The 17,188-nt window shown below is 59.0% G+C and carries 9 protein-coding genes; all 9 read left to right on the plus strand.

The features are described from left to right. Window position 1: 1 nt before the first annotated feature. The 9 genes from WBK19_RS08895 (at window position 2) to WBK19_RS08935 (ending at window position 16,875) form a co-directional block, all read left to right on the plus strand. Complete coding sequence (locus WBK19_RS08895; RefSeq protein ID WP_511288901.1) at window positions 2-3,553, plus strand: PAS domain S-box protein; 3,552 nt, start codon at window positions 2-4, stop codon at window positions 3,551-3,553. Continuing rightward, on the plus strand, window positions 3,550-4,866 hold the full coding sequence (nosR, locus tag WBK19_RS08900) for a response regulator c-di-GMP phosphodiesterase, NosR family (RefSeq protein ID WP_511288903.1): 1,317 nt from the start codon (window positions 3,550-3,552) through the stop codon (window positions 4,864-4,866). Before WBK19_RS08895 ends, nosR begins: the two co-directional genes overlap by 4 nt. Beyond that, window positions 4,863-5,429, plus strand: coding sequence for a response regulator (locus WBK19_RS08905; RefSeq protein WP_511288904.1), 567 nt, complete (start codon window positions 4,863-4,865; stop codon window positions 5,427-5,429). Before nosR ends, WBK19_RS08905 begins: the two co-directional genes overlap by 4 nt. Window positions 5,430-5,437: 8 nt before the next feature. Beyond that, window positions 5,438-6,091, plus strand: a complete 654-nt coding sequence (locus WBK19_RS08910; protein ID WP_511288906.1) for a GTP-binding protein — start codon at window positions 5,438-5,440, stop codon at window positions 6,089-6,091. After that, window positions 6,082-7,284: a sensor histidine kinase gene (locus WBK19_RS08915; RefSeq protein ID WP_511288908.1), complete on the plus strand. Its 1,203-nt coding sequence runs from the start codon at window positions 6,082-6,084 to the stop codon at window positions 7,282-7,284. The genes WBK19_RS08910 and WBK19_RS08915 overlap by 10 nt, the downstream gene beginning before the upstream one ends. Next, window positions 7,281-9,521: an ATPase, T2SS/T4P/T4SS family gene (locus WBK19_RS08920; protein ID WP_511288910.1), complete on the plus strand. Its 2,241-nt coding sequence runs from the start codon at window positions 7,281-7,283 to the stop codon at window positions 9,519-9,521. The genes WBK19_RS08915 and WBK19_RS08920 overlap by 4 nt, the downstream gene beginning before the upstream one ends. Before the next feature lie 2 nt (window positions 9,522-9,523). Then, window positions 9,524-11,557 carry a bacteriohemerythrin gene (locus WBK19_RS08925; protein WP_511288912.1) on the plus strand — a complete coding sequence of 678 codons (2,034 nt, stop codon included), beginning with the start codon at window positions 9,524-9,526 and terminating at the stop codon, window positions 11,555-11,557. A gap of 367 nt (window positions 11,558-11,924) precedes the next feature. Beyond that, window positions 11,925-13,973: a hypothetical protein gene (locus WBK19_RS08930; RefSeq protein ID WP_511288914.1), complete on the plus strand. Its 2,049-nt coding sequence runs from the start codon at window positions 11,925-11,927 to the stop codon at window positions 13,971-13,973. Next, window positions 13,945-16,875, plus strand: coding sequence for a site-specific integrase (locus WBK19_RS08935; protein ID WP_511288916.1), 2,931 nt, complete (start codon window positions 13,945-13,947; stop codon window positions 16,873-16,875). Before WBK19_RS08930 ends, WBK19_RS08935 begins: the two co-directional genes overlap by 29 nt. The last annotated feature ends 313 nt before the right edge of the window (window positions 16,876-17,188 follow it).

Genomic DNA, 17,188 nt, shown 5'->3' on the forward strand with positions numbered 1-17,188 from the left:
CATGAGTATTAGCCAGCAGGCCCTTTTTCTCAGGCGTTTCCTGCCGGTCATCCTCGTCGTCGTCCTCGGCACGTGGTTCTATGGCCACAGCAAAACCGCGGAAAACCTTGCCACACTAAAGAATCAAGAAGTGCTCAGCGTCGGCCTGGGCAGCGCATCCCTGCTCCGCCATATTCAGTCGATTGTCGGCGACCTGCGTTTCGCTGCAGATCATTCAGCCCTAAAAAAGCTGGCCAATAAGCCAGACTCGCCAGAGATTGAGCAGGTCGAAGCAATGTTTGAGAGCCTGGCAAAGGCGAAAAAAGTCTATGACCAGATTCGCTGGATTGATGCCGGAGGCCATGAAATTGTCCGCGTAGACCTGCGCGACGGCCAGCCAAGTCTCGTGCCGCGCAAAGAGCTCCAGTACAAGGGAGACCGCTATTACTTTACCGAAGCGATGCAGCAGGATGTCGGGCACATTTACCTTTCCCCGCTTGACCTGAATGTCGAGAACGGCAATATCGAGCAGCCTTACAAACCCATGCTGCGCCTGGCTCTTCCTGTCACGGACCAGCAGGGAACGAAGCGGGGAATCGTCATCATCAACTATCTGGGCAAGGCGATGCTTGATCGGTTTGTCATCGACAGTAACGCGGAAGCCCACCTCGCACTGGTCGATGGCGCTGGATACTGGCTGCACTCACCGGATCCGGCCGACGAGTGGGGATTCATGTTCAAGGATGCAACACGTAATCTGGGCCGACGCTTTCCGGCCAGTTGGGCACGGATGAAGGATCGCCAGGGGCAGTTTTTCGACGAACACGGATTGTGGACCTATCAAAGCATCTATCCACAGCAGTCCGAAATGCAGTCCGGCCCGCAGCTCACCTCAGCCGTTCAGGCTGAATATCGATGGCTGGTTGTCTCCCACCTCAGTCATGATGAGCTCACGGCATTGACAGAGGACGGGATACCGATGCATTGGATATTTTCCGGCATCCTGCTCCTCGTCTCGGGATGGGGCATCCATGCCATGCTGAGAACCCGCTTGCGGGAACATGAAAGCCAGGAGCGCTTCCGCGCCATTTTCGATTATGCGATGGTTGGAATTGCAACGATCTCACCTGAAAAGATCTGGCTTTCAGTCAATCCGGCGCTATGCCGCATTCTGGGTTATGACGCCAAAGAGTTGATGCAGACGGACTGGCACGCCTTGAGTCACCCGGACGACATGGAGGCGGACACCAAAAAGATGGAATCCGTCTTGCTCGGAAACTCCGACGGCTATGCAATGGAAAAGCGTTTTATCAGCAAGGATGGCTCCATTGTTCACACGACGATTTCGGCGCGCGCGATTCGGAAGGCCAACGGGAAAGTTGATTTTTTTGTCGCCATCATCGAAGACATCAGCAACTGGGTTCTGGCCGAAAACGAATGGAGTTCGTCAGTCAAGACGCTGCAGCGTTTTATCGACCACCTGCCGGGAAGCGCTTACATCAAGGCCTCGGACTCGCGCATTCTTCTCGCCAACAAAGGCTTTCAGGAGCAGTTCGGAATCAATCCGGAAGATATGCTGGGCCGCCTCTCGCTCGAGGTTTTTCCTGGCGAATTCGGACAAAAAGTCGTTGCTGACGAAGCACGGATTCTGGTTACCGGGATCACGGAACGCATTCAAGACGAATGGAACGGACGAGTCCTGGAAAGCACCAAGTTCGCCATTCCCCGCGAAGATGGCAGTGCGGATATGGGTGGCATCACGATCGATATTACCGAGCGTCGAGTGACAGAGCTCAGGCTTTCCCAACAAGCCCGTCGTTCCGCGATCTTGTTGGAGTTGCCAAAAAAAGCCGAGGAGCTTTCCGAAAAACCATTCATGCAATATGCCCTGGAACGGGCAGAAGAATTGACGCAGAGCATGATTGGCTTCATGCACTTCGTCAATATCGATGGCGTGACCATCGAACTGGTTGCCTGGTCGACCAGCACCCTGAAAAACTACTGCACGGCGGCCTTCGACAGCCACTACCCGATTTCCGAAGCCGGCATCTGGGCCGATGCGGCACGGCAAAAACAGCCCATTATCGTCAATGACTACGCCAGCGCCCAGAACAAACACGGACTTCCCCCCGGCCACTCAGCGCTGATTCGCCTGCTCAGCATTCCGGTCATGGAGGAGGGCGAGGTCCGCATGATGACGGGCGTCGGCAACAAAGCCAGCGATTACACCGATTTCGACGTTGAAACAGTGCAGCTGATCGGCAGCGAAACGTGGCGCATCGTGCGTCGACAACGTACCGAGAACGCACTGCGCCTTGCCACGCAGGTGGTGAATGCGAGTCCGGTCGTTTGTTTCCGGGCTTGCTGCACCGAAGGCTGGCCATTGGTCTTCATTTCGGACAATGTGCGGCAATGGGGTTATACCGCCAATCAACTCATTGCAGGGAAACCCCCGGTATTTGATGTCATTCACCCCGATGACCTGCCGCGCATGCAGAACGAGACATCCCGCTACGCTGCTGAAGGGGTATCGCGTTTCGCGCAGGAATACCGTCTGGTCACCGCCGACGGTCAGGTGGTCTGGGTGCTTGGTCGCACCACGGTTCGTCACGACGCTGACGGCCGGCCCGAATTTTACGATGGCGTGCTGACCGATATTACCGAGCGCAAAGCCCAGCAGTTGCTGATGGACGAAACCCTCGCCCAGCAGAAAAAACTCAACAAACGCCTGGAAGAGGCCAACAACCAGTTGATGCAGTCGGAAAAAATGGCTTCCATCGGGCAACTGGCGGCAGGTGTCGCCCACGAACTGAACAACCCGATCGGTTTTGTTCATTCCAATCTGGGCACGCTGGATGGCTACGTGCACGACCTGATGGACATCATCACGGCCTATGAAACCCTGCTCGGCAAGGAGGGTGAAACAAATCCGCACGCAGAAGAAATCCGGCGATTGATGGAACAGCATGATTTTGCCTTTCTCAAAGAGGACATTTTCAGCCTTCTCGCCGAGTCAAAGGATGGCCTTGGGCGTGTCCGCAAGATCGTGCAGGACCTCAAGAACTTCTCGCGCGTCGGCGAACAGGAGTGGCAGGAGGCCGACCTGCACCAGGGTATCGATTCGACGCTGAACATTGTCTGGAACGAGTTGAAGTACAAGGCCAAAGTGGTCAAGGAATATGGCCAAATCCCCCATGTGTTCTGCCTCATTTCCCAACTCAATCAGGTTTTCATGAACCTGCTGGTCAACGCCGGCCATGCCATTGAAAAGCAGGGCACCATTACGATTCGCACCAGCCTTCACGGCAACGACAAGGTGTGCGTTGAAATCAGCGATACTGGGAAGGGGATCGCACCGGAACACATCAACCGGATTTTCGAGCCGTTCTTTACAACCAAGCCGGTGGGCAAGGGGACCGGCCTGGGGCTTTCGCTGTCCTACGGAATTATCAAACGACATGGTGGCCTGATCGAGGTTGAGAGCACCGAGGGACAAGGCACCACTTTCCGTCTTCTGCTGCCGATCAATCCGAGGCAGATCACTGAAACAAAAGATTCGGAGACTTCATCATGAGCGAGGAAATCGCCCAACCCACCCTGCTCTTCGTCGATGACGAGCCTGGCATTCTTTCCGCACTGCGCCGCCTGTTTCGGCCGCACGGCTACCGCATTTTCATTGCCGAAGGCGGGGCGGCCGGGCTGGAAATTCTTGAAAGGGAAGAAATCGACCTGGTCATCTCGGACATGCGCATGCCCGAGATGGATGGCGCCACCTTTCTCAAGGAGGTTCGCAATCGCTGGCCCAATGTGATGCGTATCCTGCTCACCGGCTACGCCGACATTACCTCGACCGTTGCTGCGATCAATCAGGGCGAGATCTATCGCTACATTTCGAAGCCCTGGGACGACAACGAAATCGTCACCATTGTTGCCGAGGCGATTGAGCACCAGAGTCTGAAACGGGAAAACCGGCGTCTGACATCGCTGACCCAGGCCCAGAATGAGCAGCTGAAAGAACTCAACGCCAGCCTTGAACAAAAGGTCGCCGAGCGCACTGCCGAGTTGCGCCAGGCCCTGAGCTTTGTCGAGCAAACTCACAGTGAATTGAAAAAGGCGTTTCTGACCAGCGTCCAGGTCTTTGCCGGGCTGATCGAACTGCGTAGCGGCCCGGCCGGCAGCCAGATTTCGGGCCACGGCCGGCGAGTCGCCGAACATGCGCGCAGCGTTGCCCAGCGCCTCGGACTCTCCGATGTCGAGATCCAGAACATCATGCTGGCCGGGCTGCTACACGATATCGGCAAACTCGGCCTGCCCGACGAACTGCTTGGCAAGCCCTTCAATTCGCTGTCCGCTGAAAAACGGGCGCTGGTCATGAAGCACCCGGTCGTTGGCCAGAACATCCTGATGGGTATCGACAAGTTCAAGGAGGCCGCCATCCTCGTCCGCCATCACCACGAAAGCTATGACGGCAGCGGCTACCCGGATCATCTGGCGGGAATTGCCATCCCCCAGGGCAGTCGCATCATTCACGTGGTCAACGAATATGACTCGCTGATCATCGGCACACTGGCCCAACGTCCGCTGAAGCCGGTCGAGGCGCTCAACTTTCTGATCGAGAATCGCGGCAAACGCTACGACCCGGCGGCCGTTGACGCTTTCGCCGCGCTACTCGCCGAAACAGTTAAAAGCGGCTTCACGGAAACCCCTCTGCGCACCATGCATCTGAAGTCCGGCATGGTACTGAGCCGCGACCTCATGCACCGCGATGGCTACCTGCTGCTCGCCAAGGGTACCGCGCTGACCGCAGAAATCATCGGTCAGCTAACCAAGATGGAACATTCGGAACAGCAAATGCTGACGCTCTATATTCGCCAGGAGGAAAAATGAGCCGCATCCTGATCGTCGACGACGAGGATTCCATCCTCAAGGCACTCAAACGCGTCTTGCGTCTGGCACCCTGCTCCTACGGCAACAAGAGCTACACACTGGAGATAGTCGATTTCAATTCGCCGTTGGCCGCGCTGGAAGCGGTGCGGAATGAAGAATTCGACCTGCTCATGAGTGACTACCGGATGCCGGGCATGGATGGCATCGAGTTCCTCAAGGCGGCCAAGGCCATCCAGCCCGATGCAGCGCGCCTGATTCTTTCCGGCTACGCCGATCTCAACGCACTGGTTCGCGCGGTGAACGAAGTCGGTATCGACCGCTTCATCGGCAAGCCATGGAACGACTACGACCTGATGTCGGCCATCGGCCAGGCGCTGGCTCACCGCGACCTGATGCTGGAAAACCGCCAACTGGCCAATCTGGTCCGCCTTGAAATGGGCGACATCACGCCGGAACAGGTCGAAGCCGAACGACTGGAACGGATCGAACCGGGCATCACCGAGGTCAACTGGGGCCCGGATGGCTCCGTCGTGCTCGACCCCGAGTTTCAGAGCAAGGACTGACCGCAGTCATGCCCGAAAGCGATGCCCAGCACCTGACTTTCAAACTGGTCTATTACGGCCCGGCGCAAAGCGGCAAGACGACCAATCTGCTGCGCCTGCACGACCTCCTGGCGCCAGAACTGAAGGGCGAGGTCATGACCATGGAGACCAAGGACGACCGCACGCTTTTCTTCGACCTTCTCCCGCTGGGCTTTCGCGCGCCGTCCGGCTTGTTGATCAAGTTCCGGCTATTCACCGTACCCGGACAGGTGGCCCACGACGGCACGCGCAAGGCCGTGCTGTCGCGTGCCGATGGCGTGGTTTTCGTGGCCGACGCCGACCGCGCCCAGGAAACCAACAACGGCGAATCGTTTCAGAGCCTCGCCGCCAACTGTGCCCGGGTCGGACTGGATTTCGAGCATTTGCCGATGGTCGTCCAGTTCAACAAATGCGACCTGCCGAGCGCCGTCCCCGAGGCCGAAATCCGCGAACGCTGGTCGGCCGCCCCCTGGCCACTGGTCTTCGCCATCGCCTTGACCGGGCAAGGTGTTGAATCGACCTTTGAATTGCTCGTTCGCACGGTCTACCGGAATTTTTGCCAAAAACTGAAATTGCAGTCCGCGCATGGCCTCAGCGAAGACGCCTTCGTTGCCGGCGCCTTGGGGAAAAACGCATGCCCCTGAGTTTCGACCGCGAGTGGCGACTCGACAAATTGCTCGATGCCGCCAGCCACGAAAAAATCGGCCCGGCCCTAAGTGAATTGCTCGGCGGCGATTTCGCCATGACCGACGACACAGGAAAAACACTTTGGGGACAGCCCTCGCCCGAGGCTCGCCGCGAACCGCTGACCCTTGAACTCGAACCGCTCGGCTACCTGCTCAGTAGCAGCGCCTCGCCGGCCGCGCTGAGCGCCGCTCGCCAGCTCATGCTGACCCTGCTCCGGGCCCAGGTTCGCTTCAAGATGGCGTCGACCCTGCACCTCGAATCGGTGGCTGAAGACTTCGAATCGCTCAAGCGCGAACACGCCCGTCTGAGCGAATCCGAGGCGCGCTACAAGACACTTTCGCAAGAACTGGAAGCGCGCGTCAAGAAACAGGTCGGCGAACTCGAAGAACGCCAGCAGATGCTCTACGAGGCTGAAAAGCTCGCCTCGGTTGGCCAGCTGGCGGCCGGCATGGCCCACGAAATCAATAATCCGCTCGGCTTCGTGCGCAGCAACCTCTCGACCTTCGAGAAGTACCTCGCCAAATTTGCCGAACTGAAATCACACCCGGGTTCGGCTTGCGCGGCCTGGCAAGCGCTCGACCTCGACTTCATCCTCGAAGACAGCATTGACCTGCTTCACGACAGCGCCAAGGGGATGGAGCGCATTGCCCGCATCGTGGCTGATTTGAAGGAATTTTCAAACGTCGACCGGGCCAGCGAGGAATATGCCGATCTCAACAATTGCCTGCATGAGGCAGTCAGCATGGTCGAGGCGCAAATGCCGCCCGGCATTCATTTCCGTTTCGATCTACTCCCGCTGCCCAGCGTTGTCTGCCTGCCCGGGCATATCAACCAGCTGTTCTTCAACGTCATCCGCAATGCCGTACTGGCCATCGCCGACAGCGGACGGCCGGGAGAGGTCAAGATTTCGTCCGAAGCCGATGACGCGGGCATCCACATCCGCATTCACGACACCGGTGTCGGCATGACCTCGGAGCAAATCGAACACGCCTTCGAGCCGTTCTACACGACGCGCCCGGTTGGCTCCGGCGTCGGACTCGGCCTGGCAACGGCGCGCAACGTCGTCCAGGCACACAGCGGGCGCATCAGCATCGACAGTCAGCCCGATGTCGGAACCACCGTCAGCCTGTTCTTCCCGACCCCGCCATGACCGACTACGCCTCGCTATTTACCGGCAAGACAACCACCCCGCAAGCCCCGGCGACGCATCTGACACCGCCGCGCTACCGCCTGCTCTTTGTCGATGACGAGCCTGGCATCGTCAAGGCACTCAGTCGTGTTTTCCATCAGGAGAACTACGAAGTCATCACCGCCTGGAGCGCCAGTGAAGGGCTCGAAAAATTCGCCAGCGGGACTATCCATCTGGTGATCAGCGATTTCATGATGCCGGGTATGAATGGGGCGCAATTCCTGCAGGAGGTCAAAAAGCGCTCGCCCGACACCATCCGCATCATGCTCACCGGCCACGCCAACACCGATGCAGTGATGGGTGCGATCAACGAAGGTGCCGTTTACAAATTCATCCTCAAACCGTGGAACGACGATGACCTGCGAGTGACTGTCGCGCTTGCCCTCGAACAGTTCGACCTGATCAGCCGGAACCGCAGCCTGCGTGCGGAAAACGACCTGAAATCCAAGGAAATCTCGGCGCTGTCCAGACTGGCCGCCACCCACCGCAGCCGGCTGGGGATCATGCTGCACAAAAAAAACCTGCTGACCGATACCCAGTTGCAGGAACTGACCATGCAGCAGGAACGGCGCAAGGAGCCGCTGATCACCCTGCTGCTCGAAAACGACTGGGTGCCCGAAAGACGCATCCGCGAACTGCTCAAGACTGACATGATGATCGAGGAAGTCCAGCTGCCGGAGTTCCAGGTCGACCGCGCGCTGACCGATCTGATTCCGCGCAGCTTCTGCCTGCGCCAGTGCGTTGTGCCGCTCAAGCTCGACGGTCGCCGCCTGATGCTGGCCATGGCCGACCCGCTGGACGAGGGGTTGATCGACGAAGTCCGCTTCACGGCCGGCCTCGATATCAATGCGGTGACGGCCGACATCGCGGCAATCCGCAAGAAAGTCGATGAAATCTACGGCGGCGGCGAAGTCGATTTCAAAGAACTGGAAACGCTGGTCGGTTCGCCAGACCCCTACGAAGGTATCGAGATCGTCATCGAGGAAGAGGATGCCGCCAAACTCGAAGACCTGTTGCGCGACACCGAGGCGCCACCGGCCATCCGGCTGGCCAATGCGATCATTCTCGAAGCCATCCGCCTGGGCGCTTCCGATATCCACATCCAGCCGCGCACCAAGAGCGTCGTCGTGCGTTACCGGATCGACGGTGTGCTCGCCGACAAGATCCATATCCCGCACCATCTGCATCAATCGCTCGTCTCGCGCCTGAAAATCATGTCGGAACTCGACATTTCCGAACGGCGTCGCCCCCAGGATGGCCGCATTACCGTCAAGACGCCGATGCGCATGGTCGATCTGCGAATTTCGACGCTGCCGACGATCAATGGCGAAAAAATCGTCATGCGCATCCTCGATCGGAACTCGACAGTCCACACCATCGAAAAACTAGGCTTCTCCAGCACCGACCTGCGTCGCGTCACCGACATGGTGGCCAAACCGCAGGGCATCATCCTCGCCACCGGCCCGACCGGCAGCGGCAAGACGACAACGCTCTATTCGCTGCTCCAGCACGATGCGACGCCCGACAAGAACTACGTGACCATCGAGGACCCGGTCGAGTACTACCTCGACATGGCTGGCCAGGTGCTGATCCGCGAAAAGATCGGCCTGACCTTTCCGGCTGTCCTGCGCGCCCTGCTCCGCCAAGATCCGGATGTCATCCTGCTCGGTGAAATCCGCGATTTCGACACCGCCGAGGTCGCCTTTCACGCCGCGCTGACCGGGCACCTGGTCTATTCGACCCTGCACACCAACTCGGCCGTCGCCACCATTGCCCGCCTGTTCGATCTCGGCCTCAAACCCTATGTGGTCGCTACCGCCCTCGAAGGCATCATCGCCCAACGACTGGTGCGCAGCGTATGCCCGGACTGCAGCCAGCCAGCCGCGCCGGACCCCGCCGTCATCTCCCGCCTGGGCAGCGCCTTTGCCGGGATCACCGAAATCCGCCGGGGCCTGGGCTGCACTACCTGCCATGGCAGCGGCTACAAGGGTCGCCTCGGCATTTACGAAATTCTGACCCTTGATGACCAGCTGCGGGACTGCATAGGCAGCGGTGCCAGCGTTCTCGAGATCAGCCGTCAGGCCCGGCAAAGAGGGCTGCGCAGCATCATCCATCACGCCGCTGAGCGTGTTCAGGCCGGCGCCACCACACCAGATGAGATTCTTCGGGTACTCGGCCCGGTGACAGGAGAAAACTGAGCATGGATATTTTCGTCTGGAATGACAGCTTCGTTACCGGCCAACCTCTGGTCGATACCGAGCACCAGGGCCTGGTGAGCCTGATCAACTGGATCATCGAGCACCAGTCCACATCCACCCCACGGGAAGAAATCGACAAGGTGCTGGCGCAGCTCGTCGAGTACGCGGTAACGCACTTCCAGCACGAAGAAGAGTTGATGGCCAGCACCGGCTGCGACCCGCGGTTCACCGAAATCCATCACAACGTACATGCCGATTTCGGGCAACAGGTGGTCAGGATGCGGGACATGCAGAGCGGCGACCTGGAATTCCTGTTGCGCTTCCTGAGCAGCTGGCTGGCCCATCATATCCTCGGTATCGACCAGTCAATGGCCCGCCAGATCCGGAAAATCCGCGCCGGCATGAAGCCGGAGCAGGCCTTCGACGAGGAGAAAAATATGGTCGCCGACCCGGCGACGACCAGCCTGCTCAACGGCATGAATGCGATGTTCCGGATGATCGCGGCGCGCAACGATGAATTGGAAAAGGCCAACACAACGCTGGAAGCCCAGGTCGCGACACGCACCCAGGCTCTCACGCAGACCAACGAACAACTGCTGGTCGAACAGGGTCGTTTGAAGCTGGCCATGCAACAGATCGAAATGACCCAGAAAAAGCTTCTCGAATCGGAACACAAGCGAGCCGAAGCGAGCAAACGCAACATGCAACAATTGCTCGCCCAGATTATCGATGGCGACCCAGTCCCGACCTTCGTCATCGACGCCAATCATCAAATCACCCACTGGAACCAGGCTTGCGCAATGATCAGCGGCCTTTCGGCGGGCAAGATGGTCGGCACAACAGAGCAATGGAAGGCTTTCTATCCGGAAAGTCGCCCGGTAATGGCCGACCTGATCGTCGACGGGAGTCTCGAGGAGCAGTTCGATACCTACTACCACGGCCATTTTCGGCGGTCGGCCAATATCGGCGGCGCCTTCGAGGGTGAGGCTTTCTTCCCCCATATGGGCGAGCAGGGGCGCTGGCTTTTCTTTACAGCAGCGCCGCTGTGCGATGCCGATGGGCAACGCATCGGTGCCATCGAAACCCTGCAGGATGTGACCGAACGCCACCGCGCCGAGGACGACCTGCGGCAATACCAGAATCGCCTCGAAGAAATCGTGGCTGAGCGCACCTCTCAGCTCGGCGAGGCCAACTTCAAGCTGGAGAACGACCGGAAGGAACTGGAACTGCTGCTGGGCAAGGTCGAAGAGGCACAACAGCAACTTCTGCAGTCCGAGAAAATGGCCGCCATCGGCCAACTTGCGGCGGGCGTCGCACATGAGATCAACAACCCGGTCGGTTTCGTCAATTCGAACCTGGGCACCTTGAAAACCTACGTTTCCCAACTGCTCAACGTCATCAGCGCCTACGAGGCCGGGGCGCCAGACGAGATTTCAGCAGCTCGCAAGAAAGCCGATCTCGACTTTCTTCGCGAAGACCTTCCATCATTGGTTGCCGAATCGCAGGAAGGTCTTAGCCGCGTCACCAAGATCGTTCAGGACCTCAAGGATTTCTCCCACGTCGATCAGGCCGAACATCAGCGTGCCGACCTCAACGCCGCGATTGAAAGCACCCTCAACGTGGTCTGGAACGAACTCAAATACAAAGCCGAAATTATCCGTGAACTGGGCGACATTCCGCCCGTGGCCTGTGTGCCAGCACAGATCAATCAGGTATTCATGAACCTGCTGGTCAATGCCGCTCAGGCCATCGAGCAACAGGGCAAGATTTTCGTGCGTTCGGGAACCGAGAACAAGCAAGTCTGGTTTGAGATCGAGGACACCGGACAAGGCATGACCGAAGAAGTCCGCAACCGGATTTTCGAGCCATTTTTCACCACCAAACCGGTCGGCAAAGGCACCGGACTGGGCTTGTCAATTTCTTACGACATCATCGTCAAAAAACACGGCGGGCAATTGGATGTACGCAGCATCCCTGGCCAGGGAACCTGCTTCCGGCTTTCGCTGCCGCTTGAAAGCCAGCTAGGGGCGGCCTGATTTCCGGAAGGAATCAGTCACCAGCATGAAAAAGGCCACTCGAAAGTGGCCTAAATCATTGAATATTGGTGCGCCCGACTGAATTCCCCTGCCTTCGGAGGGCGCTTACCATCGTGTATTATCTATAGATAGTGTTAAATATAAATAGGCGTTAATCGGTAACGCACTGATTTTTCGTAACTTATAATGCCAACAAACGGGACCAAAAAAGAACACATCCGCCCAAACTATAAGTTAACTCTGTCTCACCTGCAACTTTTACCGTAGTATATCAGCACCCAAAACACCCCTCAAAACGACCCCTGCCCGCAATGCCAGACTCCGACCCAAACCAGCTTTCTGGGCCGCAAACACTCCGCCGGGGCGCATGAAAAATCGCCTTGAGGAGCTCGTTGAGCACCTGCGGACTTTCCACTCCGCACCCGAACAGACTCTCGTTGCATTACGAGTGCCGCCCGCCTGTCACGAGCTCGGCGCCGTGGCCACGGCATGCGAACAAGCCCTTACACGTCTGTGCGACCATCACGACGCTGCCGCACTGCTCGACGCTCGGGATGTCGTCCGGGGAATTCTCCGATTGTTGCCGCTTCATGGGGATCTAAGCAGGAACGACTACCGCTCCCTCGATGCCGTACCAGAGCTTCTTGATGATGCGTACCTCGCCTTGCCTCAGAATTGCCCGCTCGAACCGTGGTGGCACGAGACGCTGCGTGAGGCACTTCTTGTACACCTGTTGCTCTCACCAGACCCGATCACTGTTGGCTTATTGGTGAATGTCCTACGCCGAGGACTCCCAATTTCGCTGGCCCTGCACCAACGGCAGAACTCTCCAACAGTGCGGATCCAACTGCTACGGGATTGCCTGACGGCCGAGGGAACTAAATACTCCCGGGAAGCCCTGGCGCTGGCCGACACTGCCGCGCTTCTGGAAACGCTACCTGCACTGCGCTTTGAAAAGCTGCATCCGGACAACGTCGCCGCCCTAGAGACCCTCCGCAGCGCTCATGCATTACCAGCCCCAACAGCTAGCCCCCGCGAGCGTCTTTCACGACTTGTCCGCGACATCGGTGTGGCTGCAATTGCCCAGCGCCGCGAGTACCACGCCCCTGCCGAGCAACGCATACCATCCATCGAAACACGTCACGATCTGATCCGGCGCTCGGAGCGGTGGTCCGAACCCGAACAGATTGCCCTGCAGGCCACGCTTCTGCTCGGGCGGCTTGGCACCCACATTCTCCAGACTAACAATCAGGATCCGCACTGCCATATCGAGCGCCATCAGCACGAAGCATGGATCCACCGCCACTTACCCGAAGCACCGGAATTCACGCGTCAACTTAAGGGACCTGGTTATGCGCATGTCGGCCGGCAAATCCATATCCCTCTCCCTAGACGCCTGGGCCACGCGCTCGCGGCCCTTGGCACCTCCAAAGAGGGCGCTCTGGTGCTACACAGCCTCGACAAGAAGCTGCGAGACCTGAGCCGAGACAGCGGTCAGCCCATTTCAATCCGACGACTCACCCGTGCCTTCGAACACGATCTCGAAAGCGAAAGGCCCGACGAAGCGCTCGTCACGCTCCTCGGTCTGCAGGCGCAGGCCCGGCGCGATGCCGGCATTCATTATTTCGCGCCGGACGCAACGGCGCTTATCGAACGGGTCCGTAATGTCATCGAGCGTGCGGTGGCGACCTTCGACCTCGATGTGCTGGACGAAGGATGGTCCTCACCGCCGCCCGCGCCCACCCCTTACCTGGGTTATAGCTACCGTGCGGATATTGGCTCCGTTCGTACGCTGATCGCAAAACTGCAGTCGTCGGCCGAGTTGGGTCGGGGCCGGACCAATCCACAGCGTGTCATCCACGCCTATAACGCCCGCGTTGCACACCTGACCCTGATGTACCTGGCGGGAACAGGCGGCCGGCCAACCGGCTCCGTCCTGCCCTGCCACGCAGATATTTCGCTCAATGATCGAGCCGCGATGGCCTCGGAAAAGGACGCACTCGGCTATCGCTCCACTCGACTCGTGCCACTGACCGCCCGCTTTGTTGCCGAAGTCACCGAGTTCGAGCGCTGGGCCCGCGCCAAGCACCTGCTTCCCCGTAACGCTTCGGCCGACGCCCCGCTTGCCATGCTCCATACCCCGGACGGAAATTATGTAACGCCAACGATCACGGCCCTCAAGGTGAGCATCCCGGACTTTGCCGAGCACTGGGTGTGGCCCGACGACATGTTCCGTCACCTGTTTCGCTCGCGCCTGTGGGAGATGGGTTGTCCGAGTAGCTGGCTCAGACGTGCAATGGGGCACCATCCTCCTCATGGCGCCACCGATATGCCCTGGCGCGCACGGCCACAATGGGATGGACTGCACGACTGGACGGATAAGATTGATGAGCACCTCGACACCCTCGGGTTTTGAGTCGGTCGACTGGGCTACCCCCTGGCGCGTGGAACGTCCGGCTCAGATCCGCCCCCCCCTCGGTCCCGAGCGGGCCGTGTGGCTGGAACAGCGCCTACTCTTCCAGTCCGCCCGATCGCTGAAGTCGGTTCTTGATCAAATCGATCCAGCGATTGCGCGCAATGAGTCCATTGCCGCATTCAATGAGGATACTGTCACGAATGCGCTGCTCGACTTCTTCGAACCCACTCCGCTCCAGGATGATCCAGCCCCAGGTATGGGGCGAATGCCGCTCCACCGGGCGCGAGTGTTTCTCGACTACTTCGCGCGGGGCTTCAGGCACTATTGCCAAGCCCATGGTCTTCGCCAACCACGGCTACCGCTGATTCAGGAGTTCTCGCTCGACGAGGGCTCACTGCAGGCCGGGACATTCAGCACCCTCCGCGAATACCGGCGCTGCGTCCACATGTTGATCGAAGATATCGAACATGGGTTCATCGCGCCCGACGCCCCGAGCCTCTCGCCGGAGCAGGTCGCCGCCCTGCTGCTGTGTTCGAGCGCGCTGTTCGGGGGACTTGCGCGCAAGGTTCACTGGCAGGCGTTCCTTACAGCCCTCGCCTCTCCGCTCCAGCGCAGCGGCGAGATCTTTTCATTCCGATTCGATCAGCGTCCTCCCTACCGCTGGATAGCAGACCCGGTCACGGAAGCGCTGCTGCGCCGGCTCTGGCAATGCCGGCTATTGCCGCTGCCGGAACGCGCGAAAGCTCCCCCTACCCTCATTCGGCAAATACTTGGCCTCGAAATTGCGACGAAATCTGTCCTGTCGCACCTCGAACACCTCGTCCGTGCGGCCCATGTCCGCCACTTCGCGCCGGATGTGGCTGCTGTTGCGCAGGGTCGGATTCAAAATACGGCACTTGCGGACGAACCGTGGCTTCGCCTTATCTCAGGCACACGTCATCCAGCCCCGCGCGCAACCGTTGCCCTCACCATTCCGCGCCGGGCACCCACTGCGCAGGTCAACACCTTGCAGCAAGTTGCCCTTCAGGCCATCATCGACGACATCGGGAACGACATTGGCTGGAAACCCCAAGCGCGCCGCCAAGAGGGTGACGAAAGACAGAGCGTGCAGAAGCATTTGGCCGATGCAAAGGTCGCTCTGCGCGCGACCGAAGGAAAACTCGAACAGCTCTACGCCAGAGCCGGTCATCCTGAGGGACACAGCTGCAGCTTCGCATACGGCCTGCTGTGCTATGCGCGCGACCTGCTCGAACTCGGCGGACTTAAGCTCCCCAATCTCGCACCGGGCACCATTAGCAATTATGCCAGTATCGTCCGCAACCACCTTACCGGTCTCCACTTCGCAGATCTCGTTGCACTTGGTACAGAGGCACGCGCCGATGCCTATCGGAGCGACATCCGCCAGCAAGTTATCAAAGATCGTGTGACCCACCGTACGGCACTCGAGGGTTTCGAGCGATCGCTTCTGCGTCACTTTGATCTCATCGATGAGGTAGATTGGGCGACCATACCGGGACGCGCTCGGAAAAGTCATCTGCCCAGTGTCGATGCAAATCTGGTCGACACGGCACTCTACCGCCACGTTTTCGAATCGCTCGAGGCTCCGGCACGGCATTCCCCACTCGCCGAGCTCGCTCGTGCCTTGATGGTCATTCTCTATCGCTTCGGTCTGCGAACCGGCGAGGCGGCCGAGGTCACTGTCGGAGCGCTCATCCTGCATGCTGACCGACGTATCAGCCTGCGGGTCGCCGCCTCGGCACTCACCAGCCGGAAGAGTGTCAACGCCCTACGCTTGGTCGGGCCGATCGCACTTCCCCGAGACGAATTCGATTTTCTGGCCGAGTACCGGGATCGCCGCGCCGCGGAGGCTGCCCGACGCGGTCGCGATCGAGCGGGGACTTATCTTTTTGCAACCGGCGCCTCCAATCGGCTCGAGCACGTCAAACCAGCGCAGGCACTACTGATTGAGGCACTCCGTGCGGCTTCAGGCGACACTCACCTGCGGCCCCGTCATTTTCGTCATGGTTTCGTATCCCGTTTATTTCTGGCCGATCGAGGCTCGCTCGAGTCTACTGATTCCGTCACGCCCTCGGTAGCCAGTGACGCGTGGTGGCGAACCTTTGCGACGGGCCACGCCTCGCCCGATACGGGGATCGTCTCCTATACCCATGTCGTGGAATTTGCCCACCACCATTACACCTGCCAGCTCGTTGGCGAGGAAGTGTCACTTTCATTCCTCTCCCGGCTGGCTGGAAACGAGCCGCGCAGCCTGGAGCGAATGCAACTTCGGCACAACAATGACAGCGCAGCCGTAATTAAACCTTTCCGGGAATCCCTGCGGCGTAATTTTCCCTGTGCAGACATGCCGGATGCGCTAGCCAAACGCATGCGTTATCAGGAAATCAAACTCCAACAGAGCTCTGGGCCGATCAGCAATGACATTCAGAGACTTAAATGGGAAGACGCTTGGAAGGTCTACGCGAATGCCCGCATTGGGCAAGCCATCAGCGACTTGAGCGACCATGCGAATGCCATACGCGAGCGTGTGCGTGATCTCGAAATGCGCGAGCGACTGGTTCGCCGCCTACGGCGCCGCCCCCAACTCCCCCCCGAAGAGGCAGCAATAGCCGCCGTGATCTGGCAGATGCTGCCTAACGATAGCGACCTGCAAACCATCGTCCGCATGGCAACAGACTGGCTACGGCCACGCGGATCAGAAATTCTCATGCCAGCGGGGATTGCTCGCGATCTGGAGTCGCTCCTCCATCGGAGCGGATTGACACGAATCCAATCACGTCAGGGATCGGCGCAACGGCGCTGGCTCAGGCTTCCCGACGCGAATGGCAATCTCAGCACAACGTGGCTTGAGCTCCTCGCATTTCTGTATGCCGGGCAGCCCTGAACGGACCTTCAGCGCCACAATCGATGGGGTTGACCGCGGGTAAGAGATTTGGCACATTGGCAGTCGGATAGCTGGCGTCTAGTAGTTGCGAGCCTACGGCCTTTAAGGCCTTAAATAGTGCGTCCTGCGCACTCTCATTGAATCTCGAGCCCCGGCCTTAACGGGTGGGAGCTACGGCGAGATTTGCTCTGCAAATCAGTCATTCCCTCCCTTGTGGGGCGCGTCAAGCACGCGCTGCCCATGCCAGTGATGACCTAATCGCCTCCCATACCTATACCTCCAAAGATTTCGTACGGGGCTTGCCACGTCCATA

Source organism: Azonexus sp. (genome assembly GCF_049652925.1).
Taxonomy (GTDB): domain Bacteria; phylum Pseudomonadota; class Gammaproteobacteria; order Burkholderiales; family Rhodocyclaceae; genus Azonexus.

Bases quoted from the DNA above. Each gene is read 5' to 3' on its own strand.
- nosR (WP_511288903.1), top strand. From the start codon at position 3,550: ATGAGCGAGGAAATCGCCCAACCCACCCTGCTCTTCGTCGATGACGAG.
- WBK19_RS08895 (WP_511288901.1), top strand. From the start codon at position 2: ATGAGTATTAGCCAGCAGGCCCTTTTTCTCAGGCGTTTCCTGCCGGTC.
- WBK19_RS08915 (WP_511288908.1), top strand. From the start codon at position 6,082: ATGCCCCTGAGTTTCGACCGCGAGTGGCGACTCGACAAATTGCTCGAT.
- WBK19_RS08910 (WP_511288906.1), top strand. From the start codon at position 5,438: ATGCCCGAAAGCGATGCCCAGCACCTGACTTTCAAACTGGTCTATTAC.
- WBK19_RS08930 (WP_511288914.1), top strand. From the start codon at position 11,925: ATGAAAAATCGCCTTGAGGAGCTCGTTGAGCACCTGCGGACTTTCCAC.
- WBK19_RS08925 (WP_511288912.1), top strand. From the start codon at position 9,524: ATGGATATTTTCGTCTGGAATGACAGCTTCGTTACCGGCCAACCTCTG.
- WBK19_RS08935 (WP_511288916.1), top strand. From the start codon at position 13,945: ATGAGCACCTCGACACCCTCGGGTTTTGAGTCGGTCGACTGGGCTACC.
- WBK19_RS08905 (WP_511288904.1), top strand. From the start codon at position 4,863: ATGAGCCGCATCCTGATCGTCGACGACGAGGATTCCATCCTCAAGGCA.
- WBK19_RS08920 (WP_511288910.1), top strand. From the start codon at position 7,281: ATGACCGACTACGCCTCGCTATTTACCGGCAAGACAACCACCCCGCAA.